Origin of the sequence: Rodentibacter haemolyticus (assembly GCF_015356115.1) — a bacterium.
GTDB classification, from domain to species: domain Bacteria; phylum Pseudomonadota; class Gammaproteobacteria; order Enterobacterales; family Pasteurellaceae; genus Rodentibacter; species Rodentibacter haemolyticus.
In genome coordinates this window covers 1,120,602-1,136,595 of the sequence record NZ_CP063056.1, presented here as the reverse complement: position 1 = coordinate 1,136,595, position 15,994 = coordinate 1,120,602, and the positions used below count along the sequence as shown (strand labels likewise).

The following is a 15,994-nucleotide window of genomic DNA, read 5'->3' as shown; positions in this document are numbered from 1 at the left end:
CATTTCATCATTAACCCTCTATTGGTGCGTTACGGCTTCGTCTAACGGCATCTTACTATGATTTGTGCAGGTGCTCATAATACTGAAATAGCATAAAAGTGCGGTTCGATTTTGGAGAATTTTTAATGAAATTTATTGATGAATCCCTCATTCGTGTAGAAGCCGGTGATGGCGGTAACGGTTGTGTCAGTTTTCGCCGTGAAAAATTTATCCCGAAGGGAGGGCCTGACGGCGGAGACGGCGGAGACGGCGGTGATGTCTATTTAATGGCTGATGAAAATCTCAACACATTGATTGATTATCGTTTTAACAAACGTTTTGCTGCCGAACGTGGTGAGAACGGACGCAGTTCGGATTGTACAGGTCGCCGTGGTAAAGATATTATTTTGCAGGTTCCGGTTGGAACAAGGGCGATTGATAACGATACCAAAGAAATCTTAGGTGATTTAATTAAACACGGACAAAAAATGTTAGTGGCAAAAGGGGGTTATCATGGTTTGGGGAATACCCGTTTTAAATCCTCCGTAAACCGCGCACCACGGCAAAAAACCATGGGTACACCGGGTGAGAAACGTGATTTATTGCTAGAATTAATGTTACTTGCCGATGTGGGGATGCTTGGCTTACCTAATGCCGGTAAATCCACGTTTATTCGAGCCGTTTCAGCGGCGAAACCGAAAGTAGCGGATTATCCGTTTACAACTTTAGTGCCAAGTTTAGGTGTAGTGAAGGTGGATGAGGCGCACAGCTTTGTGGTTGCCGATATTCCCGGTTTAATTGAAGGGGCGGCAGATGGCGCCGGCTTAGGTATTCGTTTCTTGAAACACTTAGAACGTTGCCGTGTATTGATTCATCTTGTGGATATTCAGCCGATTGACGGTTCTGATCCGGCAGATAATATCGCCATCATTGAATCCGAACTCTTCCAATATAGCGAGAAATTGGCTGAAAAACCGCGTTGGTTGGTGTTCAATAAAATTGATACGATGAGTGATGACGAAGCTGATGAGCGGGTCAAAGAAATTGCTGAGCGCTTAGGTTGGGATGAAGATTATTACCTTATTTCTGCTGCAACAGGTAAAAATGTACCGGCATTATGTCGCGATATTATGGATTTTATTGAAGCGCATCCACGTGAAGTAGAAGAACAACAGGTTTCTCCGGAAGAAGTGAAATTCAAGTGGGAAGATTATCACCAGGAACAATTGGCAGAACATCAGTTCGATGACGAAGATGATTGGGATGAGGATTGGACAGAGGAAGACGATGAGGGAATAGAGTTTATTTACAAACCATAATTCTTTCTAACAAAAGTGCGGTCAGATTTGAGTATAAATCCGACCGCACTTTTTCTTTTTCTGATTATCCGCGACGTGCATTTTTCATAATGCGTTCTTTCGCCACTTTCCATTCGCGATCTTTAATGTCATCACGTTTGTCGTGTAGTTTTTTACCTTTTGCCAAGCCGACTTTGATTTTTGCCCAAGCGCCTTTCCAGTAAAGTGCGAGTGCAACAATCGTAAAACCGTCCCGACCGGATTTACCGAAAAGGGATTCTAATTCCCGCTTATTCAGTAATAACTTACGGGTTCGGGTGGGATCGCACACCACGTGTGTTGAAGCTAAGCTTAAAGGCTGAATTGTCGCGCCGAATAAATAAGCTTCCCCATTTTTGAAAATAATGTAGCTATCACTAATATTGGCTTTGCCTGCACGCATAGATTTTACTTCCCAGCCCTGCAGTTCAAGCCCCGCCTCGATTTCATCTTCAATGAAATAATCATGTCGGGCTCGTTTATTCAAGGCGATCGTGTTTGAACCGGGTTTGAGTTTTTTCTTTGTCATAATTTGCTATATTTTTGAATTTTTGCCGATTTTACCGAATATGCGCTTTGATCGCAAAATTGAGGTAAATAAAAGAGAAAAGAAAGGGCCGGATATTCAGCCCTTTTAGATTTTATAGATTTTTTATGATTCCAGCTCACCGCAAAAACGATAACCTTCTCCGTGAACCGTTGCAATTATTTCCGGTGTATTAGGGTGATCTTCGAAATGTTTACGAATGCGGCGAGTGGTTACATCCACCGTACGATCCTGCGGTTTTAGTTCGCGACCGGTCATTCTTTTTAGAAGTTCTTCACGGGTTTGTAATTTTCCCGGATTTTCACAGAAATGTACCATTGCACGAAACTCACTGCGCGGAAGTTTAAATTCTTCTCCCTCCGGGGTAATTAAATTATGGCTATTTAAGTCTAGCGTCCAACCGTTGAAACGATAAGAATCACGTTCGTGACTCGTGTTTTCCTTTTCGTGTTGTAACATCGCACGGTGCAGTAAATTGCGCGCACGAATAGTTAATTCTCGAGGGTTAAAAGGCTTAGTCAAGTAATCGTCCGCACCGATTTCTAAGCCTAAAATCTTATCTACTTCATTATCTCGTCCGGTTAGAAAAATAAGCGGTAGGTTGGCATATTCACGTAATTCCCGTGCTAATAAAAGTCCGTTTTTACCCGGCAAATTAATATCCATTACAACAAGATTAACAGCATTATCGTTCAAGATTTGATGCATTTCCGTGCCGTCTTGCGCTTCAAGAACGATATAGCCTTCCCCTTCAAAAATGCCTTTTAATGTATTGCGGGTAACAGCCTCATCTTCAACAATGAGAATTTGCGGTGCTGCCATTTTCCAATCCTTTTACTCACTTCTACCAACGGCTATTTTAGCTTTATAACATAGTTGTAACAATGGAAAAGTGCGGTTATTTCTTCGGAACTTTCCATTTTTTATGATCTAAATCATACTTTTGGGCTTTTGATTTGCTTTGTGTTAAGATTTCGTCACAAAAATTTATCTCTTTAATCCATATAACCTATGAAAAATCATCTTCTTTTTTTTAGCTTCATCTTGACCGCATTTTTTAGTCATGCCGGGTTATTTGATAACAAATCTTCTTTTTTAAACGTCGATGAAGCCTTTCCGCTTTCCGCTGAAATTTCTACCGATAAAACACAGCTTCATATTCGTTGGGATACGGCAAAAGGTTATTACCTTTACCAAGATAAAATTGAGGCAAGAAAGGAGGGGGAATCGCAATTACTTTCCGTCAATTTCGGTCAGCAATCGGAAGTTCATCAAGATCCTTATTTTGGTGAAGTAAAAGTGTTTACTCAACCCTTAGATGCTTATTTTTCCGGGAAGGAATTTACCGCAGAGCAGCATATAGAAATTTCCTACCAAGGCTGTACCGAGGGATTTTGTTATCCTCCTGAAACGAAATCTCTACGAGTTGCGGATTTACCGATAACCGATTTTGAAGAAAAAACAACCGCACTTCAGGCGGAGCAAGATCGCTTGGCTGAAGGATTATTCAAAAGTAAATATGCGGTATTGGGCTTTTTCTTGTTAGGATTAGGGCTTGCTTTCACGCCTTGCGTGTTGCCTATGTTGCCATTGCTCTCTGCGATTGTCATCGGGCAGCAAAATCGCCCGAATATGGTGCGAGCTTTTTCTTTAAGTTTCCTTTATGTGCAAGGTATGGCATTGACTTACACCTTACTGGGATTAGCTGTCGCCGCAATCGGTTTACCTTTTCAAATTGCGTTGCAACATCCTTATGTAATGGTTGCGCTTTCTCTCTTATTTGCGCTTTTGGCATTGTCGATGTTCGGCGTATTTACTTTACAGCTTCCCGCTTCTTTTCAAACCAAATTAAATGCCTTAAGCCAAAAACAAACCTCCGGTGCTTTCGGCGGAGCATTTTTAATGGGAATGATTGCAGGACTTGTCGCTTCACCTTGTACTTCAGCCCCGCTTTCCGGTGCGTTGTTGTATGTCGCGCAAAGCGGCGATTTGGTTACCGGTGCGCTCACCTTGTACTTACTCGCCTTGGGGATGGGGATTCCGTTAATGTTAATTACTTTATTCGGAAACAAAATTTTGCCGAAATCAGGGGCGTGGATGAACACGGTTAAACAAAGTTTCGGCTTTGTTATGCTGGCTTTACCGGTGTTCTTGCTTTCACGTATTTTGCCGGAGGTTTGGGAACCACGTCTATGGGCATTATTAGCAACGGTTTTCTTCATTTGGTTTGCCTTACAAATGCCAAAAAACGGTATGGGTTATGCGGTGAAAATTTTCGCTTTCGGTTGTGCGATGATCGCCGTTCAACCTTTACAAAACTTCGTGTGGCAGAACCAATCCGGCGTACAAAGTGCGGTCAAAAATCCGGAAGTTTCGCAAGTTAAATTTCAGCGTATCCAAAATTTACAAGAGTTAGATGAAGTGCTTTCACAGAATCCTCATTCGATTGCTATGTTAGATTTATATGCAGATTGGTGTGTGGCTTGCAAAGAACTTGAAAAATACACTTTTAGTGATGAAAAGGTGCAAAATGCTTTCGGGAATCTTTTATTGCTACAAGTGGATATGACAAAAAATAGCGCTGAAAATAAAGCGATAATGGAACGTTATCAGGTTCTTGGCTTGCCAACAATTTTGTTTTTAGACCGAACGGGCAATGAGATTTCAGGTAGTCGAGTTAGCGGTTTTATGGATGCGGAAACCTTTTTAACTTGGATCAATAAATTGAACCTTAAGTCATAATTTTCAACGCAAAGTAGAAAGTCTTTTTCAAATATTGTTATTGTTTAACCAAATGTTAAGGATTATGATCAATACGTTTTTTAACTCGTCTTTTAAAAGGAAAGCATTATGAACAATCTTGAAAAATTTCGTCCTTATGGTTTAGCGTTATTGCGTATCGCTGCCGCTTATATGTTTATTTTACATGGTACGGCAAAGTTCTGGGAATTTCCCGTTTCAATGACCGGCGGTAACGGTGCGGTAGATGCGCCTTTGATGATTGTCGGTGGAGTTATTGAAATTGTCGGGGGGATTTTGATACTTTTTGGCTTATTTACCCGTCCTGCGGCATTTATTTTATCCGGACAAATGGCATACGCTTATTTCTTTATGCACGCAGCGCAAGGGAACTTATTTTTCCCTCTCGCAAATGGAGGGGAACTTGCCTTACTATATTCTGTCGTATTCTTCTATTTTGTTTTTGCCGGCTCAGGGGCGTTTGCATTAGATAACAAATTTAAGAAAAATTAATTTTGTAAAATTTATAATCTTCATAGCCCACCTTGCGTGGGCTTTTCTTTTTCAATCTTTTCTATATTTACGCAACCGTTTGCGCTATAATGCGCCCGCTTATTTTAATTATTAAGGAAAAAATTCAATGACAGCTCGTCCTATTCGTCAGGCTTTATTAAGCGTTTCAGATAAAACAGGGATTGTGGAATTTGCCCAAGGTTTGATTCAAAGGGGGGTAAAATTACTTTCTACCGGCGGTACGGCAAAACTTTTAGAACAAAACGGTTTACCGGTTACTGAAGTGTCTGATTATACCGGTTTCCCTGAAATGATGGACGGTCGTGTAAAAACCTTACACCCGAAAGTTCATGGCGGTATTTTAGGTCGCCGTGGTACGGATGATGCCGTTATGCAACAACACGGCATTGAAGGTATCGATATGGTGGTGGTGAATTTATATCCTTTTGCCGCAACAGTGGCAAAACCGGATTGTACCTTGGCTGATGCCGTAGAAAATATTGATATCGGTGGACCGACAATGGTGCGTTCTGCAGCGAAAAACCATAAAGATGTAGCGATTGTGGTAAATAATAATGATTTCAACGCAATTCTTGCGGAAATGGATCAACACCAAAACAGTCTTACTTTAGAAACCCGCTTTGATCTTGCTATCAAAGCTTTCGAACATACCGCACAATATGATTCGATGATCGCAAACTATTTCGGTCAGCTCGTGAAACCTTATTATACGGCAGCCGAAGAAGATGCAAATGCGAAGTGCGGTCAATTTCCACGGACTTTTAATCTTAATTTTATCCGTAAACAAACGATGCGTTACGGTGAAAATTCTCACCAAAATGCGGCATTTTATATTGAACAAAATGTGCAAGAAGCCAGCGTTTCCACAGCTAAACAATTACAAGGTAAAGCGCTTTCTTACAACAATATCGCCGATACGGATGCCGCACTTGAATGTGTAAAAGAATTTGACGAACCGGCTTGCGTGATCGTTAAACATGCAAATCCCTGTGGCGTGGCATTAGGGGAAGATATTTTGGAGGCCTACAACCGTGCTTATCAAACGGATCCGACTTCTGCATTCGGCGGCATTATTGCCTTTAATCGTGAGTTAGACGAACAAACCGCAAATGAGATTGTAGAACGTCAATTTGTTGAAGTGATTATTGCACCAAAAGTTTCTCCTGCGGCAATAGAAGTGGTGAAGCGTAAGAAAAATGTTCGCTTGCTTGAATGCGGAGAATGGCACGAGCGTACTCAACGTTTAGATTTCAAACGTGTGAACGGTGGCTTGTTAGTGCAGGATGCTGATTTAGGTATGGTTGGCTTAGAGGACTTAAAAGTCGTCAGTAAACGCCAACCAACGGAACAAGAACTTAAAGATTTATTATTCTGTTGGAAAGTCGCAAAATTTGTGAAATCTAATGCTATCGTTTATGCCAAAAATAACCAAACCATCGGTATCGGCGCAGGGCAAATGAGTCGTGTTTATTCAGCGAAAATCGCCGGCATTAAAGCACAAGACGAAGGTTTGGATGTCGCCGGCTGTGTGATGGCATCCGATGCCTTTTTCCCATTCCGTGATGGCATTGATGCGGCAGCCAAAGTAGGCATTCAGTGTGTTATTCACCCGGGCGGTTCAATGCGTGATCAAGAAGTGATTGATGCGGCGGACGAGCACAATATGGTGATGGTATTAACGGGAATGCGCCATTTTAGACATTAAGATTGATATTTCGGTCTTTCAATTTTGAAAGACCGAGTTTATTTTTTCTTGCCAAAGAAAATCAATCATTATTTTAGGTGGGCAACTTGTTGCCCACCTAAAATACCGTGATTAAAATGGTGGGCAAAAATTTGCCCACTCTACCCATTTTCGACAATCACAACATATAAGGATCATTATGAATATTTTAATTATCGGAAACGGCGGTCGTGAACACGCTCTTGCTTGGAAAGCCGCTCAATCGCCATTAGCGACAAAAGTTTTTGTTGCCCCTGGTAATGCAGGCACTGCATTAGAAGCTAAAGTAGAAAATGTTACTATTTCAGCAACAGATATTCCCGCTTTAGTAAAATTTGCTCAAGATAACCAAGTCGGCTTAACGATTGTTGGGCCTGAAGCGCCATTGGTAATCGGTGTGGTGGACGCTTTCCGTGCGGCAGGATTAAAAATTTTCGGTCCGACCCAAGCGGCTGCACAGCTTGAAGGATCTAAAGCTTTCACAAAAGATTTTTTAGCCCGCCATAAAATTCCAACAGCGGAATACCAAAACTTTACCGAAATTGAACCTGCGATTGCCTATTTGCGGGAAAAAGGTGCGCCTATTGTGGTAAAAGCAGATGGCTTGGCGGCGGGCAAAGGGGTGATTGTTGCAATGACATTGCAGGAAGCGGAAGATGCCGTGCGCGATATGTTATCAGGTAATGCCTTTGGGGACGCAGGCAGCCGTGTTGTCATTGAAGAGTTTTTAGATGGCGAAGAAGCCAGTTTTATCGTCATGGTGGACGGCGAAAATGTTGAGCCGATGGCAACCAGTCAAGATCATAAACGGGTTGGTGAAAATGATACGGGGTTAAATACGGGGGGGATGGGGGCTTATTCACCGGCACCTGTCGTTACTCCTGATATTCATCAACGTATTATGCAAGAGGTTATTTATCCAACCGTTAAAGGTATGGCGACAGAAGGAAATGTTTATACGGGCTTTCTCTATGCAGGATTAATGATTATGCCGAATGGTCAACCAAAAGTGATCGAATTTAATTGTCGTTTCGGTGATCCGGAAACCCAACCTATTATGATGCGTTTGCAATCTGATTTAGTTGAACTTTGCCTTGCCGCTTGTGAAGGAAAATTGGATAGCCAAAAATCCCAATGGTGCGAACAAGCCGCTCTGGGTATTGTATTAGCGGCGGAAGGTTATCCTGCGGATTATCGTAAAGGCGATGAAATCATAGGTATTCCGGCAGAAAGTGCGGTCAAAAACCAAAAAGTTTTCTTAGCCGGTGTAGAACAAAAAGACGGGAAATTACTCACTAATGGCGGGCGTGTACTTTGTGCCACGGCATTAGGAAATTCTGTATTTGAGGCTCAACAACAAGCCCTCTCCCTCGCTGAACAAATCCAATGGGCAGGTAGATTTTATCGCCGTGATATTGGCTATCGTGCCGTTGTGCGTGAGCAACAAAATAACCGAAAATGATATTGATTCGATAACAATGAATTAAGTTAATAATTAAAATGAAAATTATGAACTAAATTTTAATTAAACTTTAATTCATAAACGGGTAAACTGCCCATCAACAGATCACAATAACAGGAGAACACAATGTTTAGTAAAAAAATGACGATTGCCGATTATGATTCGGTGTTATGGCAAGCGATTTTGGATGAGAATCGTCGCCAAGAAGAACATATTGAATTAATTGCCTCTGAAAACTATGCCAGTCCACGAGTGATGGAAGCGCAAGGTTCACAATTTACCAATAAATACGCGGAAGGCTATCCGGGTAAGCGTTACTACGGCGGTTGTGAGTACGCGGATATTGTGGAGCAGCTTGCGATTGATCGTGCAAAAGAATTATTCGGGGCGGATTATGCAAACGTGCAACCGCATTCCGGTTCACAGGCGAACGCAGCGGTGTATGGTGCATTAATTAATGCGGGCGATACGATCTTAGGAATGGATTTGGCACACGGCGGGCATTTAACTCACGGTGCGAAAGTCAGCTTCTCCGGTAAAATTTATAACTCAGTGTTATACGGTATCACGGCGGATGGATTAATTGATTATGAAGATGTTCGTCAAAAAGCGTTAACGTGCAAACCAAAAATGATCGTAGCGGGTTTTTCTGCTTATTCACAAGTGGTGGATTGGGCAAAAATGCGTGAAATCGCTGATGAGGTCGGAGCATATTTATTCGTAGATATGGCTCACATAGCGGGTTTAATTGCCGCAGGCTTATATCCGAACCCATTACCACACGCACACGTGGTAACCACAACCACACATAAAACCCTAGGCGGGCCACGTGGCGGTTTAATCCTTTCCTCTTGTGGTGATGAGGAAATCTACAAAAAACTTCAGTCTTCCGTCTTCCCTGCGAACCAAGGCGGTCCGTTGGTTCACATTATTGCTGCGAAAGCGGTTTGCTTTAAAGAAGCATTAGAGCCTGAATACAAAGTCTATCAAGCGAATGTGATTAAAAATGCGAAAGCGATGGTGGATGTGTTCAAACAACGTGGTTTTGATGTTGTGTCAAATGGCACTGAAAATCACCTGTTCTTAGTCAGTTTTATCAAACAAGGTTTAACCGGTAAAGCGGCAGATGCGGCATTAGGCAAAGCGAATATCACGGTGAATAAAAACTCTGTACCGAATGATCCGCAAAAACCATTTGTGACTTCCGGTATCCGTGTAGGCACACCTTCGGTAACGCGCCGCGGATTCACCGAGCAAGATTGCCGTGAATTGGCAGGCTGGATGTGTGATGTATTAGATGTGCTTGGTAAAGAAAATGAAGAACAAGTGATCGCAGCAACCAAAGAAAAAGTCTTAGCGATTTGTAAACGCCTTCCTGTTTACGCTGCATGATAATTTTTGGGGTATTAATGATATGGCTAGCGGCGGTGAATATCGCCGCTTATTTTTTGATATGGAAAGATAAGATACGGGCTATACAACATAAATGGCGTATTTCGGAAAACACTTTTTTCCTTTTGAGCCTCCTCGGTGGGTTTATGGGCGTGCATTGTGCTATGCAGCGATTTCGCCATAAAACAAAACATTTCACTTTTAAGTTCGCTGTGGTGATCAGTTCATTTCTTTGGGTGGCGGGATTGCCTTGTTTACTGCTTTATTGGGCGTAGGGTGGGCAACTTGTTGCCCACCTAAAATACCCTGATTAAAATGCTGGGCAAAAATTTGCCCACTCTACAGCCTTGTTGCCCACCTAAAATACCCTGATTAAAATGGTGGGCAAAAATTTGCCCACTCTACAGCCTTGTTGCCCACCTAAAATACCCTGATTAAAATGGTGGGCAAAAATTTGCCCACCCTACAGCCTTGTTGCCCACCGAAAATATAGGGTTGAAACGGTGGCAAAAATTTTAAAATGTTTTTCCGGTGTAGAGTGGCGTTAGGCGAAGCCGTAACGCACCTTACAATAATCAATTTTTATTTTATCCAACGTAAGCGTAAATGGTCATACACCCAGTTAAATACTAGCGCATAAAACGTGATTAATAGTGTTAATGCAATATCCACCATAAAGGCTTGCAACAGCGTTAAGTCCAGCAAATAAGCAATAGCAGGGATCGTGAAAATTAAAAGACCGCCTTCAAAAGCCAAAGTATGAGCAACACGTAAACCAAAGCCACGTTCTTCTCGCTTGCCTGTAAAAATTTTGTCGAAGAAATAATTAAAGACAAAATTCCACAACATCGCCATGACAGCCATTACGGCTCCTGTGCCTACCGCTGTGCCAACTTTCGCATCACTAAAAAGTAAAACAGCTAATGCACCGATAGCCATTGCCCCTAGTTCAAATAAAATAGAATGAAAAATTCGTTCAAATAAACTCATCATGCTCTCCGGATAAAAGAAACGGAGCATTATAAATTAAATCGGTAAAGGAGCAATTAGTATCCTCTTGATTGATTAAAAGTGCGGTCAGTTTTTTTGAGATATTATGTTGGGACTATTCATTCACGATGGTAATAATGAAGAAGGAATAATATTGAAAGAAAAAGGACCGGATTCGATAGCATATCGAAAACAGTCCTTTAATCATTTTGTTTTAGGATTCGGACATTCTCACAGAGTGTTGTTTAAATGAACAAATCCTTGGTTCTTACCACTGATACATATAACCTGCAGCAGCGGTAGATTTACTTTGGCTATCAACACCAACAGATAATTTAATGATGTGTTTACCATTATCTGATGAACGTGAATAACCTACCGCTAAGGCAGCTTGTCCTTCACGAGTACCGACACCTACACCAAGACCCGATTTACCCGGTAAGTAAACCTGAGGAATATTCGCCATTGCCGCCACAGAAGCGATACCGGCACGATTTCCTTTATTATTTTTATTGATCTTGTTGTTTAAGTTGCCAATTTTGTCATCTAATTGAGAAACATTGACTGCATCAGTAGGTGCTTTACCAGCTGCCACATTAGTGATTCTTGCCGCAGAACCATCTGCTTTTGCCACTTTAAGATCGCCGTCAGCAGTGTTCGTAATGGTTGGTCCACCGTTGAATTGAACGCTATTGATATCAATATCTCTTGCAAGCCCATAAGTCATTGTTGAACCGTCTTGTCTTACCACTAAGTTTTTACCGGCTGCATAGGTTACTGTGTTGCCGGCTTTCACTTTGGTAGTTACACCATTATTTGCTACCACTTGCTCTGTCGGTTTATTAACGGAAGTAATGGTATGCGACACATTATTGATGGTATCCCGCATTGTGGTTGCATTAACAAACGCATTGCCTTCTGCCGGATTATCCAACTGTGCTTTGCCTGAAGCCTCCACCGATGTTGATGTAGTTGGAACGGTTACATCGACATCGTAAGTGACATCAACTCCACCGCTAGCATTTTTTGTTACGTTCGCTTTAGTATTTTTACCGTTCACATAGTTAACTGTTGCACCCGGATTAACCAATACGGTCTTACCGTCCTTATCTGTCGTTTTCCAACCACTGCCGTTAATCGCATCAGCTACTTGCTCCACAGTGGCAATACTACCATTTGTGGCGTCAAATTTAACCTTACCGGCATTTGGATCAGAGAGATCTCTTACAGGGGTAATATCACCGGTTAAGACGGAAACCTGCTTAATGGTTTTAGGCGTACCGTCTGCATTTTTCTCTTGCACAGGCTTACCATCCGGAGCTTTCACAATGTTACCATTTGCATCTTTTTGATAAACAGGAGCTTCAGTATAGTCCGTAGTTTTACCATCGACATTCACATCAAAGCTCACTTTATTTTTACCGTCAGCCTCTTGGGTAACGACAGAGGTTGTACCTTGCCCATTGATAAAATCCACTTGGTTACCGGCGGTAACATTATGTTTCACTGTTCCATCATTATCGCCAACTTTCCAGAATGCACCATTAACTAGCTTCTCGACTTCACCCGCCTTTAAGTAGCTATTTTGGTCGGCAACAGAGACATTACCCTTTGCAGTTACCTTTCCTGTCGTATTGTTTACACTTACTGTATAAACATCTGCCGTACCATTAGATGTTTTTACAACAGAGATTCCGTCACCCTCTTTTACTTCTGTTTTTGCAGCATTTACCGTATCTTTTAATTAGCTAACATTTACCGCATCATTATCCGCCACACCGGCACTCACGTTATGGATGACATTATTTCCCATATTAATATTTGAGTTCGGGTTAACCGTCAAATTACCTACGGTAGTGTCGCCATTTACCGTTAAGTTTTCTGTAATATTGACATTTTTTGATAATGCATAGGTAATATTCGTACCTTCTTTTTTGACTTCTAAATTATTCCCTGCAATATAAGTGATGCTATCGCCTGCTTTGATAGCGCTTTCGCCATCGTTTTTACTCTCATCAATATCCTTATTATTTTTCGCCGTAGTAACGTTAAATGAAGCATTGTTAACCAAATCAGCGACCTGTGTTCCGTTTAGGATCGCATTACCGTCCGTCACATTTGCTTTACCATCAACAACTTCAGCAGTAGTATTTGCTAGGGCGTAAGTTACATTAAAGCCATCGTTTCCATTGGCCTCAACCTTCACGTTAAGCCCTGAACCTGCATTGAAGTTCACATTATCGCCCGGATTTACTAAGCCGGTTTCAGTTCCATTACCTTTAATCTTCCAACCGCTGTGATTGATCGCATTGGCAACAGTTGAGGCATTTACTAAGTTATCGCCATTGTTTGGAACATCAATTTTGCCTGTTGTGGTATTTGGTGAAAGTGCGGTCGTATTAGCGGCAATATTTCCGGCATCGTCAATTTTAATGGTTTTGTTGTCAACTTTTGTTGCGAAACCGTATTCAACTGTGTCAGTACCATTTACGGTTGTAAAAGTACGACTAATTTCAATCCCGTTACCGCCGTTGAAATTTACAGTATCACCGGAATTAATGTTGGCTAATGTCGTATTAGCATCGGTTGCCTTGTTACCACCTACATTGGTTTTCCATGCAGACCGGGTTATCACGGCATAAAGCTGTGAACCGTTGATCGCATCAGTGGAATCTTCGGAAATTCTACCTGCCGCCACATTTTGAATTTGACGTTCTGCTCCTTGTTTACCCACGGATACAACGTAATGCGTATCTTTTAAAACACCGGCGAAGCCATTGTAGATAATGCCATTTACTGTTGCATTATTCACCGCCGTTCCTTCAGTGGTTTCAGCTTGATAACCTAATGCTACAGAACCATGTAAGGTCGCGTTTGATTTATAGCCTAATGCTAACGCCCACGAATCACTTGCATTGGAACCGGCACCTAATGCAGTAGCGAAGGCAGCTCTTGCTTTTGCCTCAGAACCTAGTGCAACAGCGGAGTAAGTGGCGTTAGATAATCTACCCACTGCCACCGAACCGAGCTCGTTAGCCGAAGAGCTATAACCTAATGCCGTCGCTTCTAAGCCTGTTGCACTTGAACTTTGACCAAGTGCGGTTGATTGCCCGCCCGATGATGTAGCACTATTACCAATAGCGACATCGCCGTCATTCTGTGCTTTTGCTTGATAACCCATTGCAATCGTAAGATTGCCCACCGCTTCGGTATAAGTCCCCATAGAGATTGAGTTGTCACCAATTGCCTTACCTTGTCGTCCGATAGAAACCGAGTTTTCCCCGATCGCTTCGGTTCTTAAACCGATTGCTGTGCTGTAATTCCCGGAGGAGCTGGCTAAATTGTTGATAGCGGTGCTAGCGATTCCGGTTGCATTTGACAAATGTCCGATTGCGATAGACTCCTCGCCTTTAGCAAAAGCCGTTGAACCTACTGCCGTTGAAAAATTCGCTGTTGCTTCAGCCCGTTCCCCCAAGGCTGTGGCCGATTCGGCGAGAGCTTTAGCGTGTGAACCAATCGCAGTGGTTAGATAATGACTGGCATTCGTATCCGAACCAAGGGCGCTAGACCCAATACCGAGAGCTAATGCCGAATATCCTACTGCTGTGGCATTAATTTCACGCGCAATACTGTTTGAACCTAAAGCTGTCGCATCTAAACCTTCAGCATTGGCTAAATATCCTAATGCAGTTGCATTCACTGATGAAGCTTTACTGTTAGCGCCCAAAGCTGTTGTATTAACGTTACTTGCCGTAGCATTGAAACCTAATGCTGCGCTCTCTTTATTGGCATTTGCCTGATTTCCCATTGCTACGGAATTAGAGCCTGATGTAGTGGCAGAGTTACCAATCGCAACCGAGCGGGCTTGTGCGTTGCTACTTTCACCGATTGCTACGGCTCTTGAAGCAGCGGTTGCTCCTTTGCTGATTGCGACAGAACTTACGCCATTCGCTGCCGCACCGTTACCAATACCAACTGCATCTGAGGCATTTGCGTTAGTGCCTAATCCCATGGCAATGCTATTGTCCCCTCTTGCCGTGGTATTTTGTCCAATTGCCAAACCACCCGAACCGCTTGCCACGGCATTCACGCCCACGGCAATAGAACCTTTGGTTAATGCGCCGCCAGTTTGACCGTATGAGCCTTTATTGGTTGTCTGGTTACCGTTTAAGGTTGTTTTTGAACCATCATTTACGTGTAAGTAACTTTCTTCACCACCGCTGAGTTTCTTCGATAACTCGTATGAGACCATATAAAGCTGAGAACCGTTAATCGCATCAGTAGAATCAGCGGAAATGTTACCCGCAGCCACATTTTGAATTTGACGTTCGTTGCCTGCTATTCCTACGGAAACAACACGGTTAAGTGTTTTACGCGTTAAAGCACCTTTAAAGCCACTATAGGTAATATTATTAACTGTTGCCGATGTTACCGCAGTACCATTTGATGTTTCGGATTCAGAACCTAATGCCACGGAATCTTGTAGATGTGATTTTGATCCATTACCAATTGCGACCGCACTTTGCCCTGTAACATTAGTATCACGCCCCATGCCGATCGCATCTTGTCCGGTAACTTGTGTGCTGTAACCGATGGCAATACTTTGTAAAGCATTGCTGGTTGCATTACGACCGATTGAAATAGAGTCGTTCAGGTAAGCTTTAGCTTGAGGACCAACCGCTACTGTTGCTTCACCGCTTGCATTTGCGGCCCAACCCATTGCTATCGCTGAATTATCACTTGCCTCTGCTTTCCAACCGATCGCAATAGTTTGATGATGTGAGGCATTTGCTTCCGTTCCAATCGCAATACCGTTATTACCACGATCCGTTGAGGTTTTTGCTGCAAAACCAATAGCAATACCCTGCTGATGAACAGAAGATGAATTTTCACCAATGGCAATACCACGAGTATTTGTTACATTAGCGTTTACACCCATCGCGATACTATTTTTGCCTGAAGCCTTTGAATTTCCACCGATAGCCATTGAGTTTATACCGGTTGCTGAAGCATTGTCGCTCGTATTGATCTCAATATTCGCAGCTAAAGCCTGCCCGCCAATTACCGTAGCGCCGGCAGTCATTAATGAAATTGCGAGGGTTGAAAGTGCGGTTGTTTTTTTGATTGATTTTGTTTTGCCTCTGGCTTTATCTAGCTCAGAAACGGCAACCCAAGTTTGTGTTGTATGATTCCAAATAACTTTAAATATTTTGTTCATAAAATACCTCTTACTAAGTTTAAGAACAATAAGTCGCCCGAATAATAAAAGGGCGACACAATACCCTAATTTT

At 42.4% G+C, this 15,994-nt stretch carries 12 protein-coding genes; 7 read left to right on the top strand and 5 right to left on the bottom strand.

Annotated elements, in window-relative coordinates:
- Window positions 1–125: 125 nt before the first annotated feature.
- Window positions 126–1,298, top strand: coding sequence for an Obg family GTPase CgtA (gene cgtA, locus IHV77_RS05445; RefSeq protein WP_194813082.1), 1,173 nt, complete (start codon window positions 126–128; stop codon window positions 1,296–1,298).
- Between the two features lie 64 nt (window positions 1,299–1,362).
- Here the strand turns inward: cgtA and smpB are convergent, their stop codons facing one another.
- Window positions 1,363–1,845 (bottom strand): SsrA-binding protein SmpB, encoded by a 483-nt coding sequence (gene smpB / locus IHV77_RS05440; RefSeq protein ID WP_194813081.1) that lies wholly within the window; start codon window positions 1,843–1,845, stop codon window positions 1,363–1,365.
- Window positions 1,846–1,968: 123 nt separating this feature from the next.
- A complete protein-coding gene (gene arcA / locus IHV77_RS05435) occupies window positions 1,969–2,685 on the bottom strand; it encodes a two-component system response regulator ArcA (protein ID WP_194813080.1) in 717 nt (238 codons plus the stop codon).
- A gap of 189 nt (window positions 2,686–2,874) precedes the next feature.
- On the opposite strand from arcA, the gene IHV77_RS05430 reads away from it, so the two are divergent.
- The 6 genes from IHV77_RS05430 to IHV77_RS05405 all read left to right on the top strand — a co-directional run bounded on the left by IHV77_RS05430 (window position 2,875) and on the right by IHV77_RS05405 (window position 9,988).
- Complete coding sequence (locus tag IHV77_RS05430; protein ID WP_194813079.1) at window positions 2,875–4,605, top strand: protein-disulfide reductase DsbD; 1,731 nt, start codon at window positions 2,875–2,877, stop codon at window positions 4,603–4,605.
- A 108-nt stretch (window positions 4,606–4,713) separates the two neighbouring features.
- A complete protein-coding gene (locus IHV77_RS05425; protein WP_194813078.1) occupies window positions 4,714–5,115 on the top strand; it encodes a DoxX family protein in 402 nt (133 codons plus the stop codon).
- Between the two features lie 127 nt (window positions 5,116–5,242).
- Window positions 5,243–6,841, top strand: coding sequence for a bifunctional phosphoribosylaminoimidazolecarboxamide formyltransferase/IMP cyclohydrolase (gene purH / locus IHV77_RS05420; protein ID WP_194813077.1), 1,599 nt, complete (start codon window positions 5,243–5,245; stop codon window positions 6,839–6,841).
- Window positions 6,842–7,019: 178 nt separating this feature from the next.
- Complete coding sequence (purD, locus tag IHV77_RS05415) at window positions 7,020–8,321, top strand: phosphoribosylamine--glycine ligase (protein WP_194813076.1); 1,302 nt, start codon at window positions 7,020–7,022, stop codon at window positions 8,319–8,321.
- Between the two features lie 126 nt (window positions 8,322–8,447).
- The gene (gene glyA, locus IHV77_RS05410; protein WP_194813075.1) at window positions 8,448–9,713 is read left to right on the top strand and encodes a serine hydroxymethyltransferase; all 1,266 of its coding nucleotides are present in this window, start codon (window positions 8,448–8,450) and stop codon (window positions 9,711–9,713) included.
- Entirely contained in the window at window positions 9,710–9,988 is a 279-nt protein-coding gene (locus IHV77_RS05405) for a DUF1294 domain-containing protein (protein WP_194813074.1), read from the top strand. Before glyA ends, IHV77_RS05405 begins: the two co-directional genes overlap by 4 nt.
- A 307-nt stretch (window positions 9,989–10,295) precedes the next feature.
- Here the strand turns inward: IHV77_RS05405 and IHV77_RS05400 are convergent, their stop codons facing one another.
- From IHV77_RS05400 to IHV77_RS05390, 3 genes are all read right to left on the bottom strand, one after another.
- Window positions 10,296–10,706 carry a PACE efflux transporter gene (locus IHV77_RS05400; RefSeq protein ID WP_333473532.1) on the bottom strand — a complete coding sequence of 137 codons (411 nt, stop codon included), beginning with the start codon at window positions 10,704–10,706 and terminating at the stop codon, window positions 10,296–10,298.
- Between the two features lie 265 nt (window positions 10,707–10,971).
- The gene (locus IHV77_RS05395) at window positions 10,972–12,210 is read right to left on the bottom strand and encodes a YadA family autotransporter adhesin (RefSeq protein ID WP_194813073.1); all 1,239 of its coding nucleotides are present in this window, start codon (window positions 12,208–12,210) and stop codon (window positions 10,972–10,974) included.
- Window positions 12,211–12,447: 237 nt separating this feature from the next.
- Complete coding sequence (locus IHV77_RS05390; protein WP_194813072.1) at window positions 12,448–15,921, bottom strand: ESPR-type extended signal peptide-containing protein; 3,474 nt, start codon at window positions 15,919–15,921, stop codon at window positions 12,448–12,450.
- Window positions 15,922–15,994: the final 73 nt, after the last annotated feature.

Excerpts from the sequence above, each read along its gene's own strand:
- IHV77_RS05405 (WP_194813074.1), top strand. The coding sequence starts at position 9,710 with ATGATAATTTTTGGGGTATTAATGATATGGCTAGCGGCGGTGAATATC.
- IHV77_RS05425 (WP_194813078.1), top strand. The coding sequence starts at position 4,714 with ATGAACAATCTTGAAAAATTTCGTCCTTATGGTTTAGCGTTATTGCGT.
- IHV77_RS05400 (WP_333473532.1), bottom strand. The coding sequence starts at position 10,706 with ATGATGAGTTTATTTGAACGAATTTTTCATTCTATTTTATTTGAACTA.
- purD (WP_194813076.1), top strand. The coding sequence starts at position 7,020 with ATGAATATTTTAATTATCGGAAACGGCGGTCGTGAACACGCTCTTGCT.
- glyA (WP_194813075.1), top strand. The coding sequence starts at position 8,448 with ATGTTTAGTAAAAAAATGACGATTGCCGATTATGATTCGGTGTTATGG.
- IHV77_RS05390 (WP_194813072.1), bottom strand. The coding sequence starts at position 15,921 with ATGAACAAAATATTTAAAGTTATTTGGAATCATACAACACAAACTTGG.
- arcA (WP_194813080.1), bottom strand. The coding sequence starts at position 2,685 with ATGGCAGCACCGCAAATTCTCATTGTTGAAGATGAGGCTGTTACCCGC.
- IHV77_RS05430 (WP_194813079.1), top strand. The coding sequence starts at position 2,875 with ATGAAAAATCATCTTCTTTTTTTTAGCTTCATCTTGACCGCATTTTTT.
- cgtA (WP_194813082.1), top strand. The coding sequence starts at position 126 with ATGAAATTTATTGATGAATCCCTCATTCGTGTAGAAGCCGGTGATGGC.
- smpB (WP_194813081.1), bottom strand. The coding sequence starts at position 1,845 with ATGACAAAGAAAAAACTCAAACCCGGTTCAAACACGATCGCCTTGAAT.
- purH (WP_194813077.1), top strand. The coding sequence starts at position 5,243 with ATGACAGCTCGTCCTATTCGTCAGGCTTTATTAAGCGTTTCAGATAAA.